At 63.2% G+C, this 22,064-nt stretch carries 21 protein-coding genes; 11 read left to right on the forward strand and 10 right to left on the reverse strand.

Features of this window, described 5'->3' with window-relative positions; genetic code table 11:
* Nucleotides 1–117: 117 nt before the first annotated feature.
* Nucleotides 118–1,932, forward strand: coding sequence for an ATP-binding protein (locus NL528_RS16875; RefSeq protein ID WP_309183812.1), 1,815 nt, complete (start codon nt 118–120; stop codon nt 1,930–1,932).
* Complete coding sequence (locus NL528_RS16880; RefSeq protein ID WP_309183814.1) at nt 1,925–2,686, forward strand: peptidoglycan-binding protein; 762 nt, start codon at nt 1,925–1,927, stop codon at nt 2,684–2,686. The genes NL528_RS16875 and NL528_RS16880 overlap by 8 nt, the downstream gene beginning before the upstream one ends.
* Nucleotides 2,687–2,692: 6 nt before the next feature.
* Here the strand turns inward: NL528_RS16880 and NL528_RS16885 are convergent, their stop codons facing one another.
* Complete coding sequence (locus tag NL528_RS16885; protein ID WP_309183815.1) at nt 2,693–3,856, reverse strand: OpgC domain-containing protein; 1,164 nt, start codon at nt 3,854–3,856, stop codon at nt 2,693–2,695.
* Nucleotides 3,857–4,009: 153 nt separating this feature from the next.
* On the opposite strand from NL528_RS16885, the gene NL528_RS16890 reads away from it, so the two are divergent.
* Nucleotides 4,010–4,354 (forward strand): DUF1491 family protein, encoded by a 345-nt coding sequence (locus NL528_RS16890; RefSeq protein ID WP_309183816.1) that lies wholly within the window; start codon nt 4,010–4,012, stop codon nt 4,352–4,354.
* 336 nt (nt 4,355–4,690) lie between these two features.
* Here the strand turns inward: NL528_RS16890 and NL528_RS16895 are convergent, their stop codons facing one another.
* Nucleotides 4,691–4,888 carry a hypothetical protein gene (locus NL528_RS16895; RefSeq protein ID WP_309183817.1) on the reverse strand — a complete coding sequence of 66 codons (198 nt, stop codon included), beginning with the start codon at nt 4,886–4,888 and terminating at the stop codon, nt 4,691–4,693.
* A 509-nt stretch (nt 4,889–5,397) separates the two neighbouring features.
* On the opposite strand from NL528_RS16895, the gene NL528_RS16900 reads away from it, so the two are divergent.
* Nucleotides 5,398–5,691, forward strand: coding sequence for an MTH938/NDUFAF3 family protein (locus NL528_RS16900; protein WP_309183818.1), 294 nt, complete (start codon nt 5,398–5,400; stop codon nt 5,689–5,691).
* A 227-nt stretch (nt 5,692–5,918) separates the two neighbouring features.
* Nucleotides 5,919–7,502, forward strand: a complete 1,584-nt coding sequence (locus NL528_RS16905) for a CHAD domain-containing protein (RefSeq protein ID WP_309183819.1) — start codon at nt 5,919–5,921, stop codon at nt 7,500–7,502.
* A 50-nt stretch (nt 7,503–7,552) separates the two neighbouring features.
* Here the strand turns inward: NL528_RS16905 and NL528_RS16910 are convergent, their stop codons facing one another.
* Complete coding sequence (locus NL528_RS16910; protein WP_309183820.1) at nt 7,553–8,530, reverse strand: DUF2336 domain-containing protein; 978 nt, start codon at nt 8,528–8,530, stop codon at nt 7,553–7,555.
* A gap of 240 nt (nt 8,531–8,770) precedes the next feature.
* On the opposite strand from NL528_RS16910, the gene NL528_RS16915 reads away from it, so the two are divergent.
* Together NL528_RS16915 and NL528_RS16920 are read left to right on the forward strand one after the other, a co-directional pair.
* The gene (locus NL528_RS16915; protein WP_309183821.1) at nt 8,771–8,965 is read left to right on the forward strand and encodes a hypothetical protein; all 195 of its coding nucleotides are present in this window, start codon (nt 8,771–8,773) and stop codon (nt 8,963–8,965) included.
* A 25-nt stretch (nt 8,966–8,990) separates the two neighbouring features.
* Nucleotides 8,991–9,758, forward strand: a complete 768-nt coding sequence (locus tag NL528_RS16920) for a hypothetical protein (protein ID WP_375144058.1) — start codon at nt 8,991–8,993, stop codon at nt 9,756–9,758.
* Between the two features lies 1 nt (nt 9,759).
* Here NL528_RS16920 and NL528_RS16925 read toward each other — a convergent pair whose 3' ends face one another.
* Nucleotides 9,760–10,617, reverse strand: a complete 858-nt coding sequence (locus NL528_RS16925; protein WP_309183822.1) for a LysR family transcriptional regulator — start codon at nt 10,615–10,617, stop codon at nt 9,760–9,762.
* Between the two features lie 95 nt (nt 10,618–10,712).
* Between NL528_RS16925 and NL528_RS16930 the strand changes: the two genes are divergently transcribed.
* Nucleotides 10,713–11,552, forward strand: coding sequence for an MBL fold metallo-hydrolase (locus NL528_RS16930; RefSeq protein ID WP_309183823.1), 840 nt, complete (start codon nt 10,713–10,715; stop codon nt 11,550–11,552).
* Here the strand turns inward: NL528_RS16930 and NL528_RS16935 are convergent, their stop codons facing one another.
* The 3 genes from NL528_RS16935 to NL528_RS16945 are packed head-to-tail and all read right to left on the reverse strand — an operon-like array spanning nt 11,553 to nt 15,076.
* Complete coding sequence (locus NL528_RS16935; protein WP_309183824.1) at nt 11,553–12,170, reverse strand: DUF1254 domain-containing protein; 618 nt, start codon at nt 12,168–12,170, stop codon at nt 11,553–11,555.
* Nucleotides 12,167–12,745 carry a DUF1214 domain-containing protein gene (locus tag NL528_RS16940; protein ID WP_309183825.1) on the reverse strand — a complete coding sequence of 193 codons (579 nt, stop codon included), beginning with the start codon at nt 12,743–12,745 and terminating at the stop codon, nt 12,167–12,169. Before NL528_RS16940 ends, NL528_RS16935 begins: the two co-directional genes overlap by 4 nt.
* A gap of 27 nt (nt 12,746–12,772) precedes the next feature.
* Entirely contained in the window at nt 12,773–15,076 is a 2,304-nt protein-coding gene (locus NL528_RS16945) for a PBP1A family penicillin-binding protein (RefSeq protein ID WP_309183826.1), read from the reverse strand.
* A gap of 296 nt (nt 15,077–15,372) precedes the next feature.
* On the opposite strand from NL528_RS16945, the gene NL528_RS16950 reads away from it, so the two are divergent.
* Nucleotides 15,373–15,888 carry a YcgN family cysteine cluster protein gene (locus NL528_RS16950; RefSeq protein WP_309183827.1) on the forward strand — a complete coding sequence of 172 codons (516 nt, stop codon included), beginning with the start codon at nt 15,373–15,375 and terminating at the stop codon, nt 15,886–15,888.
* 32 nt (nt 15,889–15,920) lie between these two features.
* On the opposite strand, the gene NL528_RS16955 is transcribed toward NL528_RS16950, so the two are convergent.
* A complete protein-coding gene (locus tag NL528_RS16955; RefSeq protein ID WP_309183828.1) occupies nt 15,921–16,073 on the reverse strand; it encodes a hypothetical protein in 153 nt (50 codons plus the stop codon).
* Here NL528_RS16955 and NL528_RS16960 point away from each other — a divergent pair.
* Both NL528_RS16960 and NL528_RS16965 read left to right on the forward strand, forming a co-directional pair.
* Nucleotides 16,072–17,655, forward strand: coding sequence for an MDR family MFS transporter (locus NL528_RS16960; protein ID WP_309183829.1), 1,584 nt, complete (start codon nt 16,072–16,074; stop codon nt 17,653–17,655). The genes NL528_RS16955 and NL528_RS16960 overlap by 2 nt on opposite strands.
* A gap of 125 nt (nt 17,656–17,780) precedes the next feature.
* Nucleotides 17,781–18,002, forward strand: coding sequence for a hypothetical protein (locus NL528_RS16965; RefSeq protein WP_143206083.1), 222 nt, complete (start codon nt 17,781–17,783; stop codon nt 18,000–18,002).
* Nucleotide 18,003: 1 nt separating this feature from the next.
* On the opposite strand, the gene NL528_RS16970 is transcribed toward NL528_RS16965, so the two are convergent.
* The gene (locus NL528_RS16970; RefSeq protein WP_309183831.1) at nt 18,004–18,393 is read right to left on the reverse strand and encodes a response regulator; all 390 of its coding nucleotides are present in this window, start codon (nt 18,391–18,393) and stop codon (nt 18,004–18,006) included.
* On the reverse strand, nt 18,390–21,974 hold the full coding sequence (locus tag NL528_RS16975) for a GAF domain-containing protein (protein WP_309183832.1): 3,585 nt from the start codon (nt 21,972–21,974) through the stop codon (nt 18,390–18,392). The genes NL528_RS16970 and NL528_RS16975 overlap by 4 nt, the downstream gene beginning before the upstream one ends.
* Nucleotides 21,975–22,064 lie beyond the last annotated feature (90 nt).

Below are 22,064 nucleotides of genomic sequence, written 5' to 3' on the forward strand. Positions count from 1 at the left end.
TGGCGGCCGGCCGCCGCACCTTAGTGTTCGCTTAAGTTCGCTCTGACACGGTGGGGCAAAGATAAAGGGGGCGTTCCGGCGCGTCTGTTCGACCAACAAGCCGAAGCGCAAGTAACCGTGAGTGTTTTGAGTATCATCCGCGACTGTCTCGATGCGCTGCTGCACCCGTCGGCGCGCTATGACGCGTTGACGCGCGCGCGTCATCGCGCCTTCATGGCGCCGCGGTTGCTCGGCAGCCTCGCCCTGCTTGCGGCATTTCCGGTATTTCTCGCGATGCGCGGCGCGCCCACCGCACTCGAGGTCGCCGCATTCGCCTGGCTGATCGCACCCATTCTATTGTCGTGGTTTCTGTCGCGTACCGGCCGTTACGAAGGCGCACATGTGCTGTCGTCGCTGGCGCTGGCGGGTTTCGTCATGGCGGTCGCGGCGGCCACCGGCGGCATCGAATCCTTTGCCGCGGTCTGGCTGATCGTCATTCCGCTCGAGGCCGCGCTCTCGGCCTCGCGCCGCGTGGTAGCGTTTTCGTTCGCACTGGCGATGTCGTGCGCGGCGCTTTTGATCGTGCTCGGCCATTACCACCTGCTGCCGGTGCCGGATCTTGGCACCGCGCTGCGCGGCGCACTGACCGGGTTCGGCGTGGTATCGGCGATCTTCTATGCGGCCGGCCTTGCCTTCGGCGCCGAATCGCTGGCGCGCACCACCGTGTCCTTGCTCTATGTTGAGGAAGACCGCTACCGCCTGCTGGCACGCAATATGAGCGACATGATTTCGCGTCATAGCCGCAACGGCGCGGTGCAGTTCGTTTCGCCCGCCGCCGAGACCATGGTCGGGGCGCCGGTCGCCCGGCTGCTCGGCCATGGCCTGTTCGACCGCGTTCATGTCGCCGATCGCCCGGCCTATCTGACCGCGCTGTCGGATGCCGCGCGGGGCGGCGAGGCGCGCAGCGTCGAGTTCCGGCTGCGGCGCGATGCCGTCCGCGGCCAGAACCAACCCGCCGATTTCATCTGGGTCGAGATGCGGTGCCGGCCGCTCGAGCAGGCATCTGATGAAGCGGAGGTCGTCGCCGTCATGCGCGACGTCACCGACCGCAAGGTCCAGGAAGAGGCGCTCGAACTGGCGCGCATCGCCGCAGAACAGGCGGATGCGTCCAAGACCCGCTTCCTTGCCACCATGAGCCACGAACTGCGCACGCCGCTGAACGCCATCATCGGATTTTCCGAGATGATCGTGCAGGAGGACGTGCTGATGATCGATGCTGCGCGCCGCAAGGAATATGCGCAGCTGATCAACGATTCCGGCCAGCATCTGCTGTCGGTGGTCAACGGCATCCTCGACATGTCCAAGATGGAAACGGGTAATTTCGAGATATCGCCGGAACCGTTCGCGCCGCGCGCAGCCCTGCTCAACTGCTGCAACCTGCTGGCGCTGAAGGCGCGGGAAAGCGGCGTCGATCTCGTCACCCGCGCGCCGGAAGATTTGCCCGTCATGAACGGCGATCCGCGCGCATTCAAGCAAATCGCGCTGAACCTCGTCGCCAACGCCATCAAGTTCACCGAGCGCGGCGGCAGCGTGACGGTCTCGGCCGTGGTCGAGGGATCGCGTCTGATGCTGCGCGTCGCCGACACCGGGGTCGGCATCGCCGCCGACGACCTCAAGCGGATCGGCGATCCCTTCTTCCAGGCCGGCAAGACCTATCAGCGCAAGCACGAAGGCACCGGCCTCGGATTGTCGATCGTGAAAGGCCTGGTCGGATTGCATAATGGCGAGATCAATGTGCAGAGCAAGGTCGGCGAGGGAACCACGGTGACCGTTGCGTTGCCGCTTTCGTTCGCACCACAGGCGCGAGAGCCGTCGAGCAATATCGCGACGCTGAAGCCGGCGCTGCGGTCCGGATTACAAGACCAAGCCCATCAGGTGAAGAAAAGTGCCTAGAAAGATTGCCGATGACGATTTGATGCCCCGCCGCCGGCGTGGCGCGAAGGCGGTTGCGATCGAAGCCGAGGAGGAACGCGGCCTTGTGATGCGCATCCTGCTGCACAGTCCGAAGGATATGGTGGCCGGCGCGCTGGCTGTCGCCGCAGTCTTGGCCATCATCACCAACGCGCTGTTCCTGCAGGCCGGCCGTCATCCGTCGCCAATGTTCGGCGGATCGGTCGTCACGCTGCCGCAGCCCGCGCCCCCGGTAGCCGTCGCAAGCCCGTTGCCGCGTCCGCGCCCGGTCGAAGTTGCGGTGAGACCCGCAGAGCCCGCGCCGGCAGAACCGAAGGCGGTCGAGGCCAAACCGGTTGAGGTGAAGAACTCAGATCCCAAGACCTCAGATCCCATGACCAATCTGGTGGTTAAATCGACCAGTTCGGCTCCCGCTGCAACTTCCAACGCGGCCAATCCGGTGGTCAAACCGACCAGCGCTGCTCCCATTGCTGCTTTGAACGTCGCGCGGCCGCCGGCGCCGATCCCGTCCCATGGCGACATCACCCAATCCACCGCCGCGCACCGCATAGCGGCGGTGCAGCGCGCGCTCACCGAATATGGCTACGGCCAGTTGAGGCCGACCGGCACCATCGGTTCGGACACCCAGGCCGCGATCTCGAAATTCGAGCGCGACCGCAAGCTCCCGGTGACCGGACAGATATCGGAACGCGTGGTGAAGGAGCTCGCTGCGATGATCGGGCATCCGATCGACTAGGCCACGTTACGCCGTTTCCGGTGCGGCTGCCTTGCGCGGCGCGAAGTGATCCGGGAGCGCCTTGAACTTGTCCAATACCCAGGCCACGCCCACCATCGCCGCCATACCGGCAACGCTGACGACGATCTGGGCGGCGATATCGCCTTCGATCTGGACAAGGAACCAGTGCGCGGCGAATGACAGGAATACGCCGAGGCAGAAGATCGGCAGCGAGTGCTGCCCGACGAGAACGAGCGGGCGCAGCAGGTTTGAACGCAGGGCCGGCCAGTTGCGCGGCACATACCGCACGAACACTACCGCCAGCGCCAGGAAGTGGATCAGCCGGAACATGTCGAGATCGGATTTGTCGATCGGATAGATGACATGGATCATCCATTTCGGAATCATCGCGTCCAGCGCCGGAAGGTGCCAGGTCATCACGATCAGGAACGAGAACGCGATCCAGACGAGGGCCAGGATCAGCACGGCGCGCGACCGGATCAATGCCGCAATCTCCGCGGCTCCGTTAAGGCCGCACCAGGTCCCGAACACGAACAGCAGCTGCCACGCGAACGGATTGAAGTACCAGTTTCCTCCCGGAAACGAAGGCAGATTCCAGTCGAAATAACGTGCCAGTACGTAAAGGACCGAGGAGCCGAGCAGGGTCCAGCGTGGAATTTTGACGAGGCCCCACAGGATCGCCGGCAACGCGAGTACCAGCACGATATAGAGCGGCAGCACGTCGAGATCGACGGGCTTGAACTTCAACATCAGGGTTTGCCCTATCATCACGTCGGGGTGCTCGAGAAACAGAAAGATGTTGTACTCATTGCCGTACATCGGATTGTCGAAGCGGCGAGCGGCGCGCGCGATCTGCGCAACAAAAAACAGAAACAGGAAAATATGCGCGACGTAGAGATGCCAGGCCCGCTTCAGTAGTCGCTTGGTGGCGGCGAGGAGCTGTCCGTTGGCAACCGCCGGGCCGTAGACGAAGCCGGCGGTATATCCGGAAATGAAAACGAAGAATTCAGCGGCGTCGCTGAAACCGTAGTTGCGCAGCGTCAACCAGCTGACGATGTCGTAGGGGATGTGATCGAGAAAGACCATCCATTGTCCGATGCCCCGCACCAGATCGAGCCGCAGATCCCGCTCGGCCGGGGCCAGGAGACCATCATCATTTTGATCAGCCATCCCGCTTCTACCTCCTCCCTTACGGCGAAGTGTGCGTAACTTGTCCCCGCGATACAAGCTCAAACAGACGACGTCGCTGACCCCGGCGGCAGCCGCGCGGCCTGGGGATCAGGGTACTAGCTTCAAAATATCCGCTGGCCTATCGTCGGCCCCATGCGATTGAAATCAAGTATCTGGGTGGCGGCCTATCTGCGCCGCTGTCAAACCGAGGGCATCTTCGGCGCCGTACGCCGGCGCGGCGCGGAAGAAGCCGGTGCTGTCTTCGTCAAGGTGGCGACGCTTGACGGCAATGCCATGCTCTATGCGCCCGCGCCGCAGACGGTCTATGACGAGAGCCGTCCGGCCGAACGCATCTTTACCGCGGCATCGCCGCAGCCGGTGCCGGAGCAATCGGTGGAAGAACGTCTCGCCAAGGAAATCCGCTTCGACCCGGATGCCTGGATCGTCGAGACCGAGGACCGGGCAGGGCGGCACTTTCTGGATTTGGCCAACGCTTAGGGCTCATTCGAACGTGTCGCTCGTGGCCAGCTTCCAAATGCAGTGAAGTGTGAGACCGGACGCACACCCGCGCTCCGCTTCGAAACTCGGTTCAGGCGGCGGCACCACGCTTTCAGGCGTGCTTCTCACAAGCGGCTTTCGAGTGCATGGCGCCGGAGCTGAAAGCCGATTATCTCCGCCTTTCAAAAATTCTTTCGGGCGTGGTAGTCAGCCGATAGGCGACTTAAGTGGTGCCTTCAGACACCTCAAGAAGGCGGTCACACACTTGACGGCGGTAGGCACCCGCTTCGCCCTCCTTTGGAGGTTAGCTCGATACGCCGGTAGCCTGCCGCGCAATCAGGGCATTGGACGTCGGACTTTTTCATCGGGCGAAATATGCCCCGACGACATGCCAACGTCACGGCCGCTCAAACCAGTTTCCTGAACGGCACAACCGACCGGAATGTGTGGCACGCTGCTTACCACGATCGGACCGCCGTCGGCGGCGTGGCTCATAAGCGTTTCAAGACACAGAAAAAATTTCTCAGCAAGCATGTAAGCCTCCCCCGATTCGGAAGAGTTGGTATTAAATTACTCACGCGAGAGGGCAGTCGCTAGTCCCTGCGCATCGAAATTTTCATGAAAAAGCGTCGATTTCACAGCCTTCATTCCGTTGAGCCCAATTAATTTAGTTCGTCTCTACCGAACGAGCGGCAGGTCGAAAAACTACAAGCACGCTGACCCATTCCGGGGTGAGTAGCGCCCAATACACCCAGCCCGGTCTCGCAGTTGCGGGATGGTGGCTTTGCCATACCTAGGGAAGGGAGCAACCCCTGGGCGCCCATAGCGCGGTTGCTCGCCGCCGCCGAACCTTGCCGACATGGGCGGAGCGGCTGAGGTCTGGCGAGCGACACGAAGCAACGGAGCCCCGACATCGATGCCAGGCTGGTCTGCCGACTCGGAGTCAGGGCCTCGTGCCGAGATCATAGGGAGGTGAGGCCCTGGAGATCGAACGCACTGCATTTGGCACTATCACGATTGACGGAAAGACCTATGAACACGACGTGATCATTCGTCTGTCCGGCGAAGTGGCAAGGCGGAAGAAAAAGCTGTCGAAGCGGTACTACGGCACCTCGCATGTCCTCTCGAAGGACGAAGCGAAGTTCGTCTTTGAGAAGGGATGCGAGCAGCTGGTTCTTGGCTCGGGTCAGATGGGCAACGTGCATCTGTCTCCGGAAGCTGAGGCGTATTTTGCGAAAAAGGGTTGCACGGTCCTGTTGCAGCCGACTCCCGAGGCGATTCGCACGTTCAACAATTCGCATGCGAAGAAGATCGGCCTTTTTCACGTTACCTGCTGAATCGGGCCGGTCGCGACTGCGCTGCGGCGCATGAGCAAAGTCCGGGAGGCCGCTGAGGGTCTTCCGCAACAGTGAGGCATTCCTCGACTTTGGCTTGCAGCATCGTGGCGTCGCACAACTTCACCGCGTAGCCTCCGCGTCAATTCGCGACTCATCTCCCTTGGATTATTAGGATATGCCTTGTCGTTGTCATAAAATCTTCATACGCCATCCCGATGGAGATATCGTTGAACGCGCGGCAGCCAATCGCGAGCGATGCGGGCACTGGCATTGCTGTGCGCCCGGGTGCGGAAATTGAACTTAAGCTGCTTGCGCCGCAAGGAGCCCTCGAAAAACTGCGCGAGGCGCCCGTCATCGTGCAGCATGCGCGCAACCGGGGTGCGTTTCACCGGCTGGAAACGGTGTACTACGACACGCCGGAGCGGCTGCTGTTCCAACATGGCATGTCGCTGCGCGTGCGACACAGCGGCAAGCACTTCATCCAGACACTGAAGCTTCCACCCAATAGCGGGCAACCGCTGGCGCGACGGCAGTGGGAAGCGCCGGTTGACGGCATCACCCCTGATCTGGCGCGGCTTCCCGCCGACGAGGTCGGTGATCCCGTGACGACACTGACCAACGACGCACTGGTGCCGGTTTTCGCCACCAAAGTTCGCCGGCATGCGCGGCAGCTCGACCTGCCCGATGCGTCGGTTGAAATCGCATTCGACGAGGGGACGATCGAGGCCGGTGCGCGCCAGCAAGTCCTGTCGGAAATCGAACTCGAATTGAAGAGTGGCAATGCCGGCGTCTTGTTCGATCTCGGAACGCAGTTGCTCGACGCTGCGCCGCTACGGGTCGGCACGCGCAGCAAGGCGGAACGCGGCTATGCGCTCGCATTCGACGTGGTGCAGTCTGCGGCGAAAGCTGAGTCATTCAGCGTTACCGCGGAGCATGTGGTCGACGACGTCATCGCACTCCTGGTGGGGTCCTGCTGGCATCATCTTCTTAAAAATCACAGGGTGGCGGAGGAGGGATCGGACCCCGAAGGCGTGCACCAGATGCGCGTCGCCTTGCGGCGTTTGCGGACGATCTGTGCGCTGTTCCGGCGCGATATTCCGTCGCCCGCATTCCAGGCGGTCAACAGCGAGGCGAAGTGGCTGATGCAGCAGCTCGGCCCGGCGCGGGATTGGGATGTATTCGCCGAGGCGACCACCACTCGCCTGGTCACGGCGGCTCCGGAGGTCAACCTCGGCGGCCTGCGCGAGGCGGTCGAACGGCAGCGCAAGTCGAGCTACGCCACGTTGCAGATCGTTCTCGCCGATCCCCGTTGCAGCCGCTTCCTGCTCTCGCTGGGGCATTTGGTAGAACGCCGCGGCTGGCGCAACGAGGTCGACAGCGAAGCGCTGGCCGTCCTGTCGCAACCGATACCGACGCTTGCCGATAAAATTCTGGCACGATTGCATCGCAAGGCCCTCAAGCGTGGCGCGCATTTCCGGCAGCTCAACATCGGTGCGCAGCACGATCTCAGAATCGATCTCAAGAAATTGCGCTATGCGGCGGAGTTCTTCCTGCCGCTTTATGCCACCCATGCGCCCGCGAAGCGCTACGTGAGGCGGCTCGCCAGGCTCCAGGCCAGTCTGGGACGCGTGCGCGACATCGCAAGCACCCGCATCCTGCTCGATGCCATCCGGCAGGACGACCAGCCTGAGCTTCATCTCGCCATCGGGGCGGTGGCCGGCTGGCAAGCCCGCGATCAGATGGCGGTGACGAAAACGTTGCGCAGGAGATGGCGGCGGTTCAAGGCGACGCCGGCGTTCTGGGGCCGGTAACCTGCGATGCTCGCGGCCAACTATCTGGCCTTCATCAAGCTCGCATCAACTTAGCGCCCCGAGCCATCCGTGCCCGTTCTTACAGCGGGTGCGGTGCCCGGCTGCACGGCCGGACGCGTTTGCGCGGGCGCTGTGCGCGCGCGGTTGCGCTCGTCGTCGTAAAGCGAGGGGCGATATTTGGCGCGGGTGACCGCCATGGTCGAGCCACGCCACGCCGCCAGCATGACCAGGGCGGATCGTTCGCTCAGGCGGTCGTAAAGCCGCGACAGCCGGTAGACATTGTGCACCGAGGAGCCGAATTCGGGATTGAGGAACATCAGCACCCGCTGGAAAACCGCGCTTGGCATATCCAGCGCGCGCATCGCCGCGGCCAGCGGTTCGCCGCCGGGGTCGTTGACCACCTGGGCAGCGATCCGCGTCGGCAGGATCAAGGCATCGCCGAGCTCGAGGATGAAGTTTTCGCTGTCTTCGGCAAACGCTGCCATCTCCAGCGTCTCGATGGCGCGCGCGGCGCGGGCAGCCGGAATCCGCGCCGAAGCCTTCAGCGGTGTTGCATTGAGATTGTGCAGGATCAGCGCGCGCTCGCTGGCGCTGGCTGCGAAAAACATGTCGCTGATTTCGGCGGCATCGTTCGGCCGCATCGACAAATTCGATGCCATCCGCAACTGCGCTTCGGTCGGCGCCTTGAGCGGCGGCGTTTCCGCCGGGAACGTGGGAATCGCCGATGCGACCGGCACGATCTGGCCGGGGTCGGAACGCCGTAATCCGAGCTTGTTCAAAATTTCAGCCGGGGTCGCCGGATAGACCGCAAGCCGGGCCCGCACGGCCGCGCGGGTGGCGTCGTCGACCTCTTCGATCAGGCGGGAGGTCAATTCGATGAATTGCCGCTCCTCGTCGCCGGAATGGGAGTTGGCCTGAACATAGAGATCGGTCAGCACGCGCAGCAAAGTAGGGCGGATATCGACGCCCTCGCGGCGCGAGAGCGTCATCAAGCCGTCGAAACCCGGAAACAGGGGAGTTGCAGTCATGTCAGCGTACGCGACTTTGGAGGTTCTAACCCCCAGCCTACGCGGGCGGCTTTAAGAGTCGGTTAAGGAAAACAACCGGTGAAGAAATCGGATAAAATTGGCGGGGTGTCGAACGACCACAGCGGCTGATCCGTAATCGGCCCTGTCCATAAATTAACATGCCGTTAACCACATGCTGTTCTTAATGATGGCATGTCGCCGGCCAGATGATGTCCGCGCGGCAACGAAAGAGAACGGAACATGTGCACCATCATTGAATTTCCGGCGGATGCGGCTTCGCGGCGGCCGGGCATGGATGGCGCGTCACGCGAGGGGCTGGGAACCTTGCTGATCCTTCCCGTTGTCCGGATCGAACGCGGCACCGACGGTACGAGCGGTGGGCGTGGACCGGAAGAAGGTGCAGCACCCGGTCGCCGTCGCCGTCGGCGCCCCTGACATTGGACGTTTGAAAATGCCGGAGATGTGCCTTCCGATCCGGACTACCGGAGTTCGGCGATCACTACCGGCTCTCGCTCTCTGCTTGATCGGCGCAGCCCTAGGCGGCTGCAGCGGCGGCGATTTCGGCCGTACCCGCCAGGACTTTCGCAACGACGACATGCACAGCTGGTTGGGCGCCGAGGTGACCGGCAGCGTCGGCCTCAAGGCGTCGCAGTTCCAGCTCACCGACAATGAACGCCAGCTGCGTGATCTCGCATATCCCCTGATCGAGCCGCCGCATTCGCGCCCGGCCTGGAAGAGCGTGTTCGGTGACTACCAGCCGCTGCCTTCGCCGTGGCGGCAGAAGGTCGTGTTCGACCGCACCACCTACGGGCGCACCCTGATCGACGAGCCGCACCGCTCGCACACCTCGCGCTATCAGCAGTTGATCGAGGACGTGCGCGACGACATCACCCGGTTCGAGCCATTCTTCGCCTCGGCCGCGCGCGTGATCGAACTAGACCGCAAGCGCAATGCGAGTCTCAAGATGGTGTCGGAGCTGTCGCCGCCCGAACGGGCCGACGCGATCGCCCGCATGGAAGAGAACAGCCTGATCGTGCAGTGGGTCCAGCAATGCCTGGAGCGGCGGATCTCGTCCTATCGCTGGGCGCTGGAGCGGCTGGTGATCCAGGCGCCGGATAATATCGCCGCCGAAGCCGACCGGCTGATCGGCGAACTCGCAGCCCAAACCGCCAATCCGCCGGTGGCAGCCCAGCCCGTGATCGGGCGCGCCGTGACGGTGAAGGGCTAAACTATCGCTTGCGCTTGGTGGCAAGCCCGGCGCGGCCCGCTTTGGGGCGCTGCTTCTGAAGTTTCGCGATAAAGTTCTGCAACGCATCTGACGGCGGCCGGGCTGCGCTATAGGCAAGCCCGACCTGACGCTTCACGTCGACCTCGATCTCGCGCACGACGACGTCGGGATTGGCGCGCGCCACGCCTTCCGGAACGATGGCAATGCCGACGCCGGCGGCGACCAGCGCCATCGCCCAGTCCTCCGATTCGGCGATGGCCGCGGGCTGGCGTGCCGATGCGTTGCGGCCGAAGAACGCGCTCTGCTCGCAGTGGCAGCGATCGATCATCGGCATGCCGGCAAGGTCCGAGGTGCGAAGCCGTTCTTTCAGAACGAGCGGATGCGATGGCGGCAGTGCTGCGACATAGCGTTCGACCCAGAGTGGAATGAAGTGCTCGCCGGCGTCGATGATGTTCTTGGAAATGATCCGCGCATCCGCGGCTTCCTTGATGCCGACCAGACGGAGCGCAATCTCGGAATTGCCGGTCAGCGGCTTCAGCAAGGCGATCGTGCGGGGCTGATCCAGCGTGCGCATCAGGCCGAGCGTCAGCGCATGCCGGGTCGACGGCTTTCTGAACAGATTTCGCGCAGCATCGGTGTCGTCGATGATGCGGCGGGCCGCCGCGTAAAACTGTTCGGCCGACGCCGTCGGCGCGACGCCCTTCTTGTGCCGGATGAACAGCGTGGTGCCGAGCTCGGCTTCCAGATGGGTGATCGCGGCCGAGATCGAGGGCTGCGAGATGAAGCAGCGTTTGGCCGCAGCAGTCAGGTTACGTTCCCGGAACACCGAGGCGAAATACCGAAGCTCGCGGATATCCATAGTTCTATCCTATCGATGATATCTGATATGAATATTTTACCTATGGAAATTCAGATGGCAAGCAGGGCACCTGACCTCCAGCCAGGGAATTCGTCATGCGCATCCACCATCTCAACACCGGTACCATGTGCCCGATCGGGCGGCGTCTCGTGAACGGCACCGGCAGCATCTTCCAGCGCGCCCGGATGGTTTGTCACTGCCTGCTGGTCGAGACCAATGACGGGCTGGCGCTGGTCGATACCGGCATCGGGCTGGACGACATCAAAAATCCGCCGCGGCTCGGCCGCAAATGGGTCCGGCAAACGACGCCGCGGCTCGATCCGGCCGAGACCGCAATCCAGCAGGTCAAGTCGCTGGGCTATTCACCCGGCGATGTCAGGCATCTCTTGCTGACGCATCTCGATCGCGATCATGCCGGCGGCGTTCCGGATTTCCCGAAGGCGAAGGTGCATGTCCATCGCAGCGAATACGAGATGGCGGTGTCGCAAAAAATCCCCGCGCCGAAGGGCCGCTACATCACTGATCAATGGCAGCACGGTCCCGACTGGGCGTTCTATGGTGAAGGCGGTGAAGACTGGTTCGGCTTCAAGGGCGTGCGCGCACTGGGAAATAGCGAACCGGATATTCTGATGATCCCGCTGCCCGGCCATACGCTGGGCCATTGCGGCATCGCCGTGCGGTCCAGGGACAAATGGTTGCTGCACGCCGGCGACAGCTACTTCTTCCATGGTCAATTGCAGACGCCGCCACGGATGCCGCTGGTGCTGGGTATGTTTCAGCGCAAGGCCGATATGGACCGCGCCACGCGCATCGCCAACCAGGATCGATTGCGGACGCTAAAGGCAACCCACGGCGATGCCGTGACGATCGTCAACAGCCATGATCCCGTCGACTATGAGAATTGCCGCTGCGGTTCGCGGCACGCTGACGGCTGACTAGCGCCTGCCCCGCGGCGCCGGAGGTGGTGGCGGAGCGGGCGCCGGCTCTTCCTGCTTGGCGACCGGTGCATCGGTCTGCACCTTGCAGCTCGATGCCGCGAGTGAGGCCTGCGCCTGCGGCATCAGGCCCGGTTCCGGCGCCATTGCTTTCAGCACGATCAGGCCGGTGGCAGTCGGGGAGTCGATGATCAGCCGGTCGGCGGCGGTGACCTCTTCATCTTCCGGCAATTCATTGTGTTGCGCTTCCGTCATCAGATCGAGTTCGATCACCTTGCGGCCGGCCGAGCGGTCGTTGATGGCGTAATAGGCAACCTCGTTGCGCGTATAGAACGACACCGAGGTGTAGGCCTGGCTGACCGGCACCGTGAGCTTGATCGGCCCGCCCGACAGATCGTAGCGGCAGATCGCGAGCGCAAAGGCCGGATCCATGAACGGCATCGGCGCGTTGTTCGGATCGGCCAGCGGCAGCGGCGTCACGGCGTTGAGCTTGGTCATCGGCGTCAGGCGCGAATAGGCATCCTGGCTCGCGATCCGCGGCAACGCCAGCACGCTGACGAGATGCACCACGCCGCCCAGCAGCACGCCCGCGATGATGGTGAACACGAGGCGGATCATGGGCAACCCACCGTGGATATCGAGGGCATCGGCGCATCGCGCTGGGTTCGCGTCGCAACCCCGACCGGCGTGTCGTACAGCCGCAGCATCAGCGCGTAACGTTCGATGCCGCCGGTCGGCAGCCAGTTTCCGGCGCGCGAACGCGAGGCCACGCGGATATCGAACGCGCCGTCGGAGCCGCGGATGATCTCCTGGCTGGTGAAGCCGTAACGCTGCAGCGAATTGGCGACCAGATGCCCCTTGCGGTCGAACAGCGTCAGCGTCCAGAACCGCGCGGCCGGCGTAACCCCGCTGACGACGATGTCGCAACGGCCGTCGAGCGGCTTCTTCTTGTCGTCGGTGGTCGCCGAGAAGGCGATGCCGTCGCCGGTGCCGATCGGCAATTCGCCGCTGCGGGCAATCGACGCCCGCGAATAGGGATCGACATCGGCGGTGCCGCTTTTCGGCCGTGCGGTCCAGGCGCCGATCGTCAGCGTGCCGAGATCGGTGCCGCGCGTCGCCGTCAGATAGGTCGAGCCGAGGCCGACCACGGTGGCGAGGATCAGCGCCAGCAAAGTGATGAAGATCAGCCGCACGGCCCAGTGCTCCGCAAATTCACTGCACTAGTTCTTCCGCGGCGCAGGCGCGGTCTGGTCGCCCGGTCCCACCGCTGCGTAGTTCTCCGGGAACGCCAGCGCGCCCGTCGAGACCGGCGCCGCCTGATCGCTGGACGACGTCTTGCCCGCGGTCTTGCCGGCCTCGTCGAGCAGTTTTTCCACGCGCACCAGGATATCCGCGCCGCGCTTGGTCAGGACCGGCGGCGGTCCCGGCTTGGTCTCCAGCACCTTCGGCGCGTTGTTGGCCGCGATCGTCGCCGGCGTCGTCGGTTGCGGCAGTTTCGTGCCCATGCCGATGCCCGGGATCTCCCGGACTTCCACGCCCTGATGCGCCGCGACCATGATGTCGTGCCAGGTCTGCGCCGGCAGTGAGCCGCCGGTCATGCGGTTGGTCGGCGAATAGTCGTCATTGCCGTACCAGACCGCGCAGGTGAAGTTGCCGGTATAGCCGACGAACCAGGCGTCGCGATACGCGTTGGTGGTGCCGGTCTTGCCGGCGGTGGGAATGCCGTCGAGCGCCGCGCGCCGCGCGGTGCCTTCGCTGACGACGTGGCTCATCATGCCCGCCATATCGGATGCGACCGAGGCCGGGATCGCCTGCAGCGGCTTCTTGCCGTCGCGGTCGAAGCGCCAGACCAGGTCGCCGGCGCCGGTTCGCACTTCCAGCACCGCGTGCGGCGTCACTGACTTGCCCTTGTTGGGGAAGGTCGCGTAGGCGACAGCATGTTCGATCACGGTGACTTCGTCGGCGCCGATCGGCAGTGAGGGCGTATCCGGCAGCGGCGCCTTGATGCCGAAGCGGCGCGCCACTTCCACGATCTTGGCGCGGCCCCTCTTGGCGGCCTCCCACTCGTTTTTCGGATTCTGGCCCTTCGGATAATTGCCGATCGCGATCGACAGCTTGACCGGCACCACGTTGATCGAGCGGGTGATCGCCTGCGTCAGGGTCACCGTCCCGGAGTAGGAGTGGCCATAATTTTGCGGACACCAGTTGCCGAGGCAGACCGGGCCGTCGACCACGGTCGAGTTCGGCGTGAAGCCGCTCATCAGCGCGGTCGAATAGACATAGGGCTTGAACGACGAGCCGGGCTGCCGGTAGGCATCGACCGCACGGTTGAACTGGCTTGCGCCATAGTCGCGTCCGCCGACCATGGCGCGGACGCCGCCGTCGAGATCGGCGACCACGGTGGCGGCCTGGGTCGCGTGATAGTCGCGGCCGAACTGGCGCAACTGGTTCTCGATGGCTTCTTCGGCGGCGCGCTGCACGTTCATGTCGATCGCGGTGCGGACCACGAAGACGCGTTCGGTGTAGGATTTCGGGAACGTATCGACCAGCTTGCGCATCTCGTCGAAGGCGTAGTCGAGATAATAGTTCGGCGAAGCCTCGTCGCGGCGGTCGACGGCGAAGGCCGGATTGCGCCGCGCACCGAACACCTGGCCTTCGGTCATGAAGCCGGCGTCGACGAGGTTGTCCAGCACCACGTTGGCGCGGGCGCGCGCCGCGGGCAGGTTGATGTGCGGCGCGTATTTGGTCGGCGCCTTGAACAGGCCGGCCAGCATCGCGGCCTCCGCCAGATTGACGTCGCGCGCCGACTTGTTGAAATAGAAATGCGCCGCACCGTCGACGCCAAAGGTGCCCCCGCCCATGTAGGCGCGGTCGAGATAGAGCTTCAGGATTTCATTCTTGGTGAGGCGGGTCTCGAGCCACACCGCGAGGAACGCCTCGTTGACCTTGCGCTCGATCGTGCGCTCATTGCTGAGGAACAGGTTCTTCGCCAATTGCTGCGTGATCGACGAACCGCCCTGGCGCACGCCGCCGGCCTGCGCGTTGGTCAAGAGCGCGCGCGCGGTGCCGGCGATGTCGATGCCGAAATGGTCGTAGAAGCGGCGGTCTTCGGTCGCAAGCGTCGCCTTGATCAGATTGTCCGGAAAATCTTCCAGCGGGATCGAGTCGTTGTGCTTGATGCCGCGGCTGCCGATCGGATTGCCGTAGCGGTCGAGGAACGTCACCGCGAGATCGGACTTCTTCAGCCAGTCATCGTCGGCAGTTTCGCGAAACGCCGGCACCGCCAGCGCCAGCATCAGGATCGAACCGCCGAGGCCGATGGTGGCGGCTTCAGACAAAGGTTCGATGAAGACCCAGCGCTTCCAGCGGCCGACATAGAAGCGGTCCATGAAGGTCGAGTAGCGCTCATAGAGTTCGCGCAAGCCCTTGCCCGACGAGAACAGCGTCGAGTCGATGCGCGCGTCCAGGTCCAGAAAGAAGTTCTGGATCCTGTTTTTCCATCGCGCTGGAATGATCTCGCGCACCGGGGCCCTTGGTCGGTTCGAAGGCGCTCAAGCGCCCGCCGGGCACTGTTGAGACGTCTTGCTTCCATGTTGCGGCAAACCCAAGGCGCTTTTGCGACCCGCTATAACGACCTTGGAGACTCGCGGCTGTTCTATCCGAGCAGACGCCATAAACCAATGGTCGGGCTCACGATTTTGAACAGTAGTGCTAATGCTGCCCACGGCTTTTTTGCGGTTGCACACCCTGCCGCTTGCGCCCCGGCCACCCCACCTCCTAGAAGGGCTGACGCCCAGCCGAACCGGAACCAACCGATTTCATGACCGCACCGCCTAAACCGCCCTCCACCCAGGAAGGATTCTTCTGGAAAACCAAGACGTTGGAGGAGATGTCCAATGTTGAATGGGAGAGCCTGTGCGACGGCTGCGCGCGCTGCTGCCTGGAGAAGCTAGAGGACGAGGATACCGGCAAGATCTATTTCACCCATGTCTCCTGCAAGCTGCTCGATTCCGGGCTGTGCGCCTGCAAGGACTACCCCAACCGTTCCGACAAGGTTCCCGACTGCGTCCGGCTGACCCCGGAAAATGTCCGCACCCTGAACTGGCTGCCGCCGAGCTGCGGCTACAGACTGGTCGCCGAAGGCCGCGATTTGTACTGGTGGCACCCGCTGATTTCCGGCGACCCCAATACTGTGCATGAAGCCGGGGTTTCCGTGCGCGGGCGGGTGCAGGGCACCGAGAACGAGATCGCGGATGCCGATCTCGAGGATCACATCGTGCAATGGCCGGCGCAGTTGCCGAAGCGGGCGCGGCTGAAAAAGCGGCCGAAAGCCTGACTTTCTTCAGGCTGTTTCCTGGGGCCGATCGATCACATGATTGCGAAGATGCCGTCGCGGGATGCACCCATGCGTGCAAGCGCCTGCCTGGAGACGATTTTGCCGCGTAAATAGCGGTCAACAGAACGATTCCGCTGCGGTGTTGCGCCGCGCAGCAAATAAGCAGCAAATAATAAGTCCGACATGAACAAATACGAACGGCAGGGCCGTCACTCTGCTGACATCAAGACGTTGCCGGAAGACGTCGCCGCCGAGCTGGCGCGCATGCCGACCGAGGTCATCGACATCAGCGATGCCCCGCCGATCGCGCCGCCCGCGCCGCTGACGCCGGGCGAGGTCCGCACCATCCTGATGAGCTTGCTGCTGACGATGTTTTTGGCAGCCCTCGACCAGACCATCGTGGCGACCGCGCTGCCGACCATTGGCCGCCAGTTCCAGGACGTCTCCAATCTGTCCTGGGTGATCACGGCCTATCTCTTGGCGTCGACCGCGGTCGCGCCGGTCTTCGGTACGCTCAGCGACATCTACGGCCGCCGCGTCATGATCATCGTGTCGCTCAGCCTGTTCGTCGCGGGCTCGATCCTCTGTGCGGTGGCGCCGAACATTACGGTGCTGATTCTGGCGCGCGGCCTGCAGGGGCTCGGCGGCGGCGGCATCATGCCGGTGGTGCAGACCGTGATATCCGACGTGGTTAGTCCGCGCGAGCGCGGGCAGTACCAGGCCTATTTCAGCGGCGTGTGGATGGCGGCGGGGTTGGTCGGGCCGGTCGTCGGTGGCGTGTTCGCCGAGCATCTGCACTGGTCGCTGATCTTCTGGATCAACGTGCCGCTCGCGGTGGTGTCGCTGGCGATGCTGTTGCCGAAGATGGGCAAGATTCCGGTGTTCCATCGCAAGCGCAAGGTCGACTGGCTCGGCGGTGTGCTGCTGATGGCGTCCGCTGTCGCGGTCATGCTGGTGCTGACCTGGGGCGGCAACCGCTATCTCTGGCTGTCACCAACGATTCTCGCGATGATGGGCGCGGCGATCGCGCTGGCTTGTGCCTTTGTCTGGCACGCGGGAAATACCGAAGAGCCCTTCCTGCCGCTGTCGCTGCTGACGCGCGGGACGGTGGTGCCCTATGCGATGGTCGCCGGCGCCTGCGCGCTCGGTGCGCTGATCGGACTGACCGTGCATCTGCCGCTGTATTACGAGGTGGTCTACCATCTCAGCGCCAGCGAGGCGGGCCTTGCATTGATCCCGCTCGCCGCGATCTCGACCTGCGGCGCGGCGTTTGCCGGCCGCACCATGGCGCGCGCCAAGCACTATAAGCGCGTCGCCATCGCCGGAACGTCGCTGGCGACGGTTTTCGGAATTGTGCTGGCCACGACCACACTGCCGCTGTGGGGATTGTTGACGATCCTGTCGTTGCTCGCGCTCGGGCTTGGCACGACGTTCCCGGTCAGCGTGACGTCGCTGCAGAACGCGGTGGCGCGTCCGCAGATCGGCACCGTGACCGGCGCGATGAATTTCTTCCGCGCGCTGATGGCCTCGTTCACGGTCGCGGCGTTCGCGGCGATCCTGCTGATGGCGCTGGGCGCGGACATTTCGCTCGCCGGCGAACATCGCGGCCCCGTGAACTCGATCCCCGTCGCCGACATGATCACGGCGTTCCACTACGTGTTCGGCGCCGCTGCCGTAATGCTCGCCGGCGCCGCGCTGTGCATGGTCGCGATGGAAGAACGGCCGCTGGCCGGTCCTGCGACGGTGCCCGCGGAGATGGCGGAGTAGGGCGCGTGAGCCCCTTTTCGCGCCGTCGGCTGCCGCCGCGCCATCCGCGTGGCTATCCCTGAGCCGCGATTTGATCTACAGCGGCCGCAGCACATCAAACGTTGAAATCCGACAAGGAGCCGGCCATGAGCAAACCGTCCATCGAGCAGACAAAGATGGGCGCGGAGGGCATCGCGTTCTGCATCGCGCGGACCCTGATCGAGCGCGATCCTTCGCTGAAAGCGCCGATGCGCGCCAATTTGCGCAAGATGTGGGAGCTCTTGGAAGAGCGGGAAGACCACGGCGCCGCCGACATGGTCGACACCATGATCAAGGCGCTCAACGATCCCGCGTTCTTCAAGCCGTGAGCTAACCGGCCCGCTCCAGGCGGGTATCGATTTCTTCCCGCAGCAGCGCAAAATCGATCGGCTTGGTCAATAACCCGCTCGCGCCGCCGGCGATCGCCTTGCGCCTGGTCTCGGGATCGCCGTAGGCGGTGATCATGATGACGGGGACCTCGGGCCGGATTTCCTTGACCCTGGGCAGCATCTCGAGGCCGGTCATGCCGGGCATGTTGATGTCGGACAGGATCAGGATCAGCGACTGCTCGATCGTAGAGGCGATCCGCGCCAGCGCATCCGCCGCCGAATTGGCAAAATCCATCACAAAACGCTGGGCGCGCAAATCTCTGCGAAATTGCTGGCGAAACAGCGCCTCGACGTCAGGCTCATCATCGACCACGAGAACCAAAACGCTCACGTCTGACCTCTGTTCTTGTTTGGAAGATTGCCGATCCTCGGCAGCACGATGCGGAATTCGGTGAATTGCCCGGGCGCGGTCTCGACGTCGATGGTGCCACCGTGCTGTTTCACGATGATGTCATGGCTCATCGACAGGCCAAGGCCGGTGCCTTCGCCGGCGGGCTTTGTCGTGAAGAACGGATTGAACATCTTGTCCTTCACCTCCGGCGGGATGCCGGTGCCGTTGTCGCGAATGCGGATTTCCACGCTGTCGCCGAGATCGCGGGTCGCCGCGCTGAGTATGGGATCGAACGCCGCATCGCCGTTCTCGCTCTTGCGTTTTGTTACCGCATAAAAGCCGTTCGCGACCAGATTGAGGAATACGCGGGTAATTTCTTGCGGAAATACGTCGACCATGCCGGCGCCCGGGTCGAAGTTGCGCTGCAGTGTGACATTGAAATTGGGCCTTTCGGCGCGGGCGCCGTGATAGGCGAGGTTGAGGCTTTCATCGACCAGGGCATTGATGTCGGCGGGCCGGTGATCGCCTGATCCCTCGCGCGAATGCAACAGCATGTTCTTGACGATGGAGTCGGCGCGCTTGCCGTGCTGAACCACCTTTTGCAGATTGTCCTTCAGCAGACCCGTCAGCTCATCGATCTCTTTTCGAATCTTGTCGCTGATCGTCGCCGCCTTGAGCACGTCGTTCAGCTCGTCGGTCAATTCCGCGGAGAGCGCGGCAAAATTGTTGACGAAGTTGAGCGGGTTCTTGATCTCATGGGCGATGCCTGCGGTGAGCTGGCCGAGCGAGGCGAGTTTTTCCGTCTGCACCAGCCGGTCCTGCGCGGTGCGCAAATTGTCCAGCGATTGAGATAGCTCGCGGGTCCGTTGCTGGACCTGCTCGAATAGCCGGACGTTGGAGATGGCGATCACGGCCTGGTCGGCGAACGTCTGAACAACCTCGATCTGGCGCTCCGTGAATGGCGTCAAATGGGATTGGCGCATCGTAATCACGCCGATCGCGACGCCCTCGCGCATCAGAGGTACGGAGAGCAGCGCGCGGCGCTGTCCGACAGACATTGGGCCCTGGCCGAATTCGGGATCGGCGGCAATATCAGGGATATGTACCGTGCGCCTCTCGCGCGCCGCCCTCGAAGTCGAGGATCCGGTTTGATCCAGCGCGATCGGATTGGCCTGCAGGAATGTCAGATATTCCGGCATCGCGCCCGATGCTGCGGCGATGTGGAATTGCGCATCCTTGAGCAGGAAAATGGTTGAGGTCTCAGTGCCGCACAAATGCCGGGATGTATCGACGATAACATCAAGCACCGGTTGCAATGCATCCGGAGAACTGCTGATGACTTTGAGCACGTCGGATGTTGCGGTTTGGAACTGCAGGGATTCACGCAAATCGTCTGTTCGCGCCTGCACCTCATCGAACAGGCGGACGTTTTCGATCGCGATCACGGCCTGGTCGGCGAAGGTCGCGATCAGCTCGATCTGTTTGTCGGTAAACGGCCTCACCACGGATCGGGTCATGGTCAGCGCGCCGATCGGCGTGCCTTCACGCAGCAGCGGCACCCCGAGAAAAGTACGGGGATTGCCGCTCAGCTGCTGGCCCTCAAAGTCGTATTCGGGATCGGCGAGTACGTCGTTGACATGGACAATGCGGCCCTCGAGCAAGGTTCTGCCGGTAATCGTGCGTCGCTCGGGCTGTACCGGAAGGCCCCTGACATATTTCGTGAACTCCGGCGGAAAGCCGTACGAGCCGGCCCGATAATAATCGTCGCCGATTCGCCGGGTGATGGCCGCCATGTCCGCTTCGCAGAGGCGCGCCGCCGATTCGACGAGCGTATCGAGAACAACCTGCAGATCGAACGCGGAACGGCTGATCACCTTGAGCACGTCGGCGGTCGCGGTTTGCTGTTGCAGCGATTCTGAAAGATCACGCGTCCGCGCTTGTACCTCATCGAACAGCCGCGCGTTCTCGATCGCGATCACCGCCTGATCGCCGAAGGTCTTAAGCAACTGGACGTGGTGCTCCGCAAACGTCCCCGGCTCCCTGCGCGTGACGCTGATCATGCCGATAGGTGTCCCGTTGTTCATCAGAGGCGTGAACACCATGCTGCGATAGCCGCGCTGGCGTGCCAGTTCTCTGTTCAGGGGCGGCACATCCTCTGATTCGGTATCGGCGAATTGCACGGCCTCGCCGTCGCGGACCAGCAGGAAGGGTGGAAATTCGGCCAGCGGCACCGGGAATGTCGCTTTCAAGGCCTCGTCCGCCGCCGCATTGGTCGGTGTGAGCGCGACCAGTTGACGCATGTCGCCCACGAAGCGCACCACGGTGGCCGAAAAGCCGCCGATCAGCCTTTTGGAGCTCTCGGCAATGGCGTCAAACACCGGCTGCACGTCCGACGGCGAACTCGCGATGACCTTCAGAATATCGGCGGTCGCGGTTTGCCGCTCCAGGGCCTCCCTCGTCTCGTTGAACAGCCGGACATTCTCGATCGCGATGACCGCTTGGTCCGCGAAGGTCTGAAGCAGTGTGAGTTGCCTGTCCGAAAATTTGAAACCAGCCTGCGGGTGCGTGAGGATGATGCTGCCGACGCCCTTGTTTTCGCTGATCAGCGGCACGAAGATGATGTTCCGGAAACCGCCTCCAGCTGCGGCCCTTTGGGTAAACTCTGGTGTGCCGGGTGCCTTGATGTCGGGAATCTGGATAATGCGGCGCTCGAGAATGGCGCGTGCCGAGGGTGAGCGGTCCGGGTCGAATAGTATCGGATACGTGGCCTCGGCCGCTTTGTGATCAAAGCTCGGAACGATTTGGGCGACCGCATTCCAGTGCAGTTTCCCGTCTTTCAACGTTGTGATCGTGGCAGAGCACGGTTCGAAGAGCTTCGCTGCGCTGTTGACGATCGCGTCGAACACCGGCTGCACGTCCGACGGCGAACTCGCGATGACCCTCAGAATATCGGCGGTCGCAGTCTGCCGCTCCAACGCCTCCCTGGTCTCATTGAACAGCCGCGCGTTTTCGATGGCGATCGCCGCCTGATCGGCAAAGGTTTGCTGAACCGCAAGCTCTTCGGCGGTGAAAGGCGCGAGCCGGTCGCGGTAGACGATGAGGGCGCCGATCGCCTTGCCCTCGCGCCGCAGCGGCGAGCCCGACATCGAACGCGTGCCTGCGGCCCGCACGTAGGGAAGGCCCGGCCAGTCGGCAATCGCGGGGTCGATATTGTCAACGTCGGGAATGTGGATCTGGCGATTTTCGGCGACGATCGTGCCGGGCATGTTCCGGCCGCCGATCTTGAGCTGCGAGTCCGGAACGCCTGCGCCAACGCGTTTCGAACTGGCGCCGAAACGTATGGTCCGGGCCCAGCCGTCGCCTTCGGCGATATGGATCGTGGCACTTGGTGCGCCGAACAGGCGGGCACTGGTTTCGGCGATTTGCTGCAGGGCCCGCTCGGCATCGTTTGGCGCGCTGGCGATGGTGCGCAGGATCTCGGCGCTGGCGGCCTGGCGATCCCGGGCAGTGCGCAACTCGGTCAGCAGCCGGGCGTTCTCCCGCCTGAGATCGGCTACTGCATCCGGGGGTACCGTGGTCATTTACCCAAATCCATTGCGCCAGGGGCCTGGCGGCGCCGGGCTGGAATACCAGTAGCTGATTATTCCACTCCGGACACATCCCGGCCAGCG

Origin of the sequence: Bradyrhizobium sp. Ash2021, from assembly GCF_031202265.1 — a bacterium.
Classification (GTDB): domain Bacteria; phylum Pseudomonadota; class Alphaproteobacteria; order Rhizobiales; family Xanthobacteraceae; genus Bradyrhizobium.

Bases quoted from the DNA above. Each gene is read 5' to 3' on its own strand.
- NL528_RS16885 (WP_309183815.1), bottom strand. From the start codon at position 3,856: ATGGCTGATCAAAATGATGATGGTCTCCTGGCCCCGGCCGAGCGGGAT.
- NL528_RS16890 (WP_309183816.1), top strand. From the start codon at position 4,010: ATGCGATTGAAATCAAGTATCTGGGTGGCGGCCTATCTGCGCCGCTGT.
- NL528_RS16895 (WP_309183817.1), bottom strand. From the start codon at position 4,888: ATGCTTGCTGAGAAATTTTTTCTGTGTCTTGAAACGCTTATGAGCCAC.
- NL528_RS16910 (WP_309183820.1), bottom strand. From the start codon at position 8,530: ATGACTGCAACTCCCCTGTTTCCGGGTTTCGACGGCTTGATGACGCTC.
- NL528_RS16915 (WP_309183821.1), top strand. From the start codon at position 8,771: ATGTGCACCATCATTGAATTTCCGGCGGATGCGGCTTCGCGGCGGCCG.
- NL528_RS16920 (WP_375144058.1), top strand. From the start codon at position 8,991: ATGTGCCTTCCGATCCGGACTACCGGAGTTCGGCGATCACTACCGGCT.
- NL528_RS16925 (WP_309183822.1), bottom strand. From the start codon at position 10,617: ATGGATATCCGCGAGCTTCGGTATTTCGCCTCGGTGTTCCGGGAACGT.
- NL528_RS16930 (WP_309183823.1), top strand. From the start codon at position 10,713: ATGCGCATCCACCATCTCAACACCGGTACCATGTGCCCGATCGGGCGG.
- NL528_RS16935 (WP_309183824.1), bottom strand. From the start codon at position 12,170: ATGATCCGCCTCGTGTTCACCATCATCGCGGGCGTGCTGCTGGGCGGC.
- NL528_RS16950 (WP_309183827.1), top strand. From the start codon at position 15,373: ATGACCGCACCGCCTAAACCGCCCTCCACCCAGGAAGGATTCTTCTGG.
- NL528_RS16960 (WP_309183829.1), top strand. From the start codon at position 16,072: ATGAACAAATACGAACGGCAGGGCCGTCACTCTGCTGACATCAAGACG.
- NL528_RS16955 (WP_309183828.1), bottom strand. From the start codon at position 16,073: ATGTCGGACTTATTATTTGCTGCTTATTTGCTGCGCGGCGCAACACCG.
- NL528_RS16965 (WP_143206083.1), top strand. From the start codon at position 17,781: ATGAGCAAACCGTCCATCGAGCAGACAAAGATGGGCGCGGAGGGCATC.
- NL528_RS16975 (WP_309183832.1), bottom strand. From the start codon at position 21,974: ATGACCACGGTACCCCCGGATGCAGTAGCCGATCTCAGGCGGGAGAAC.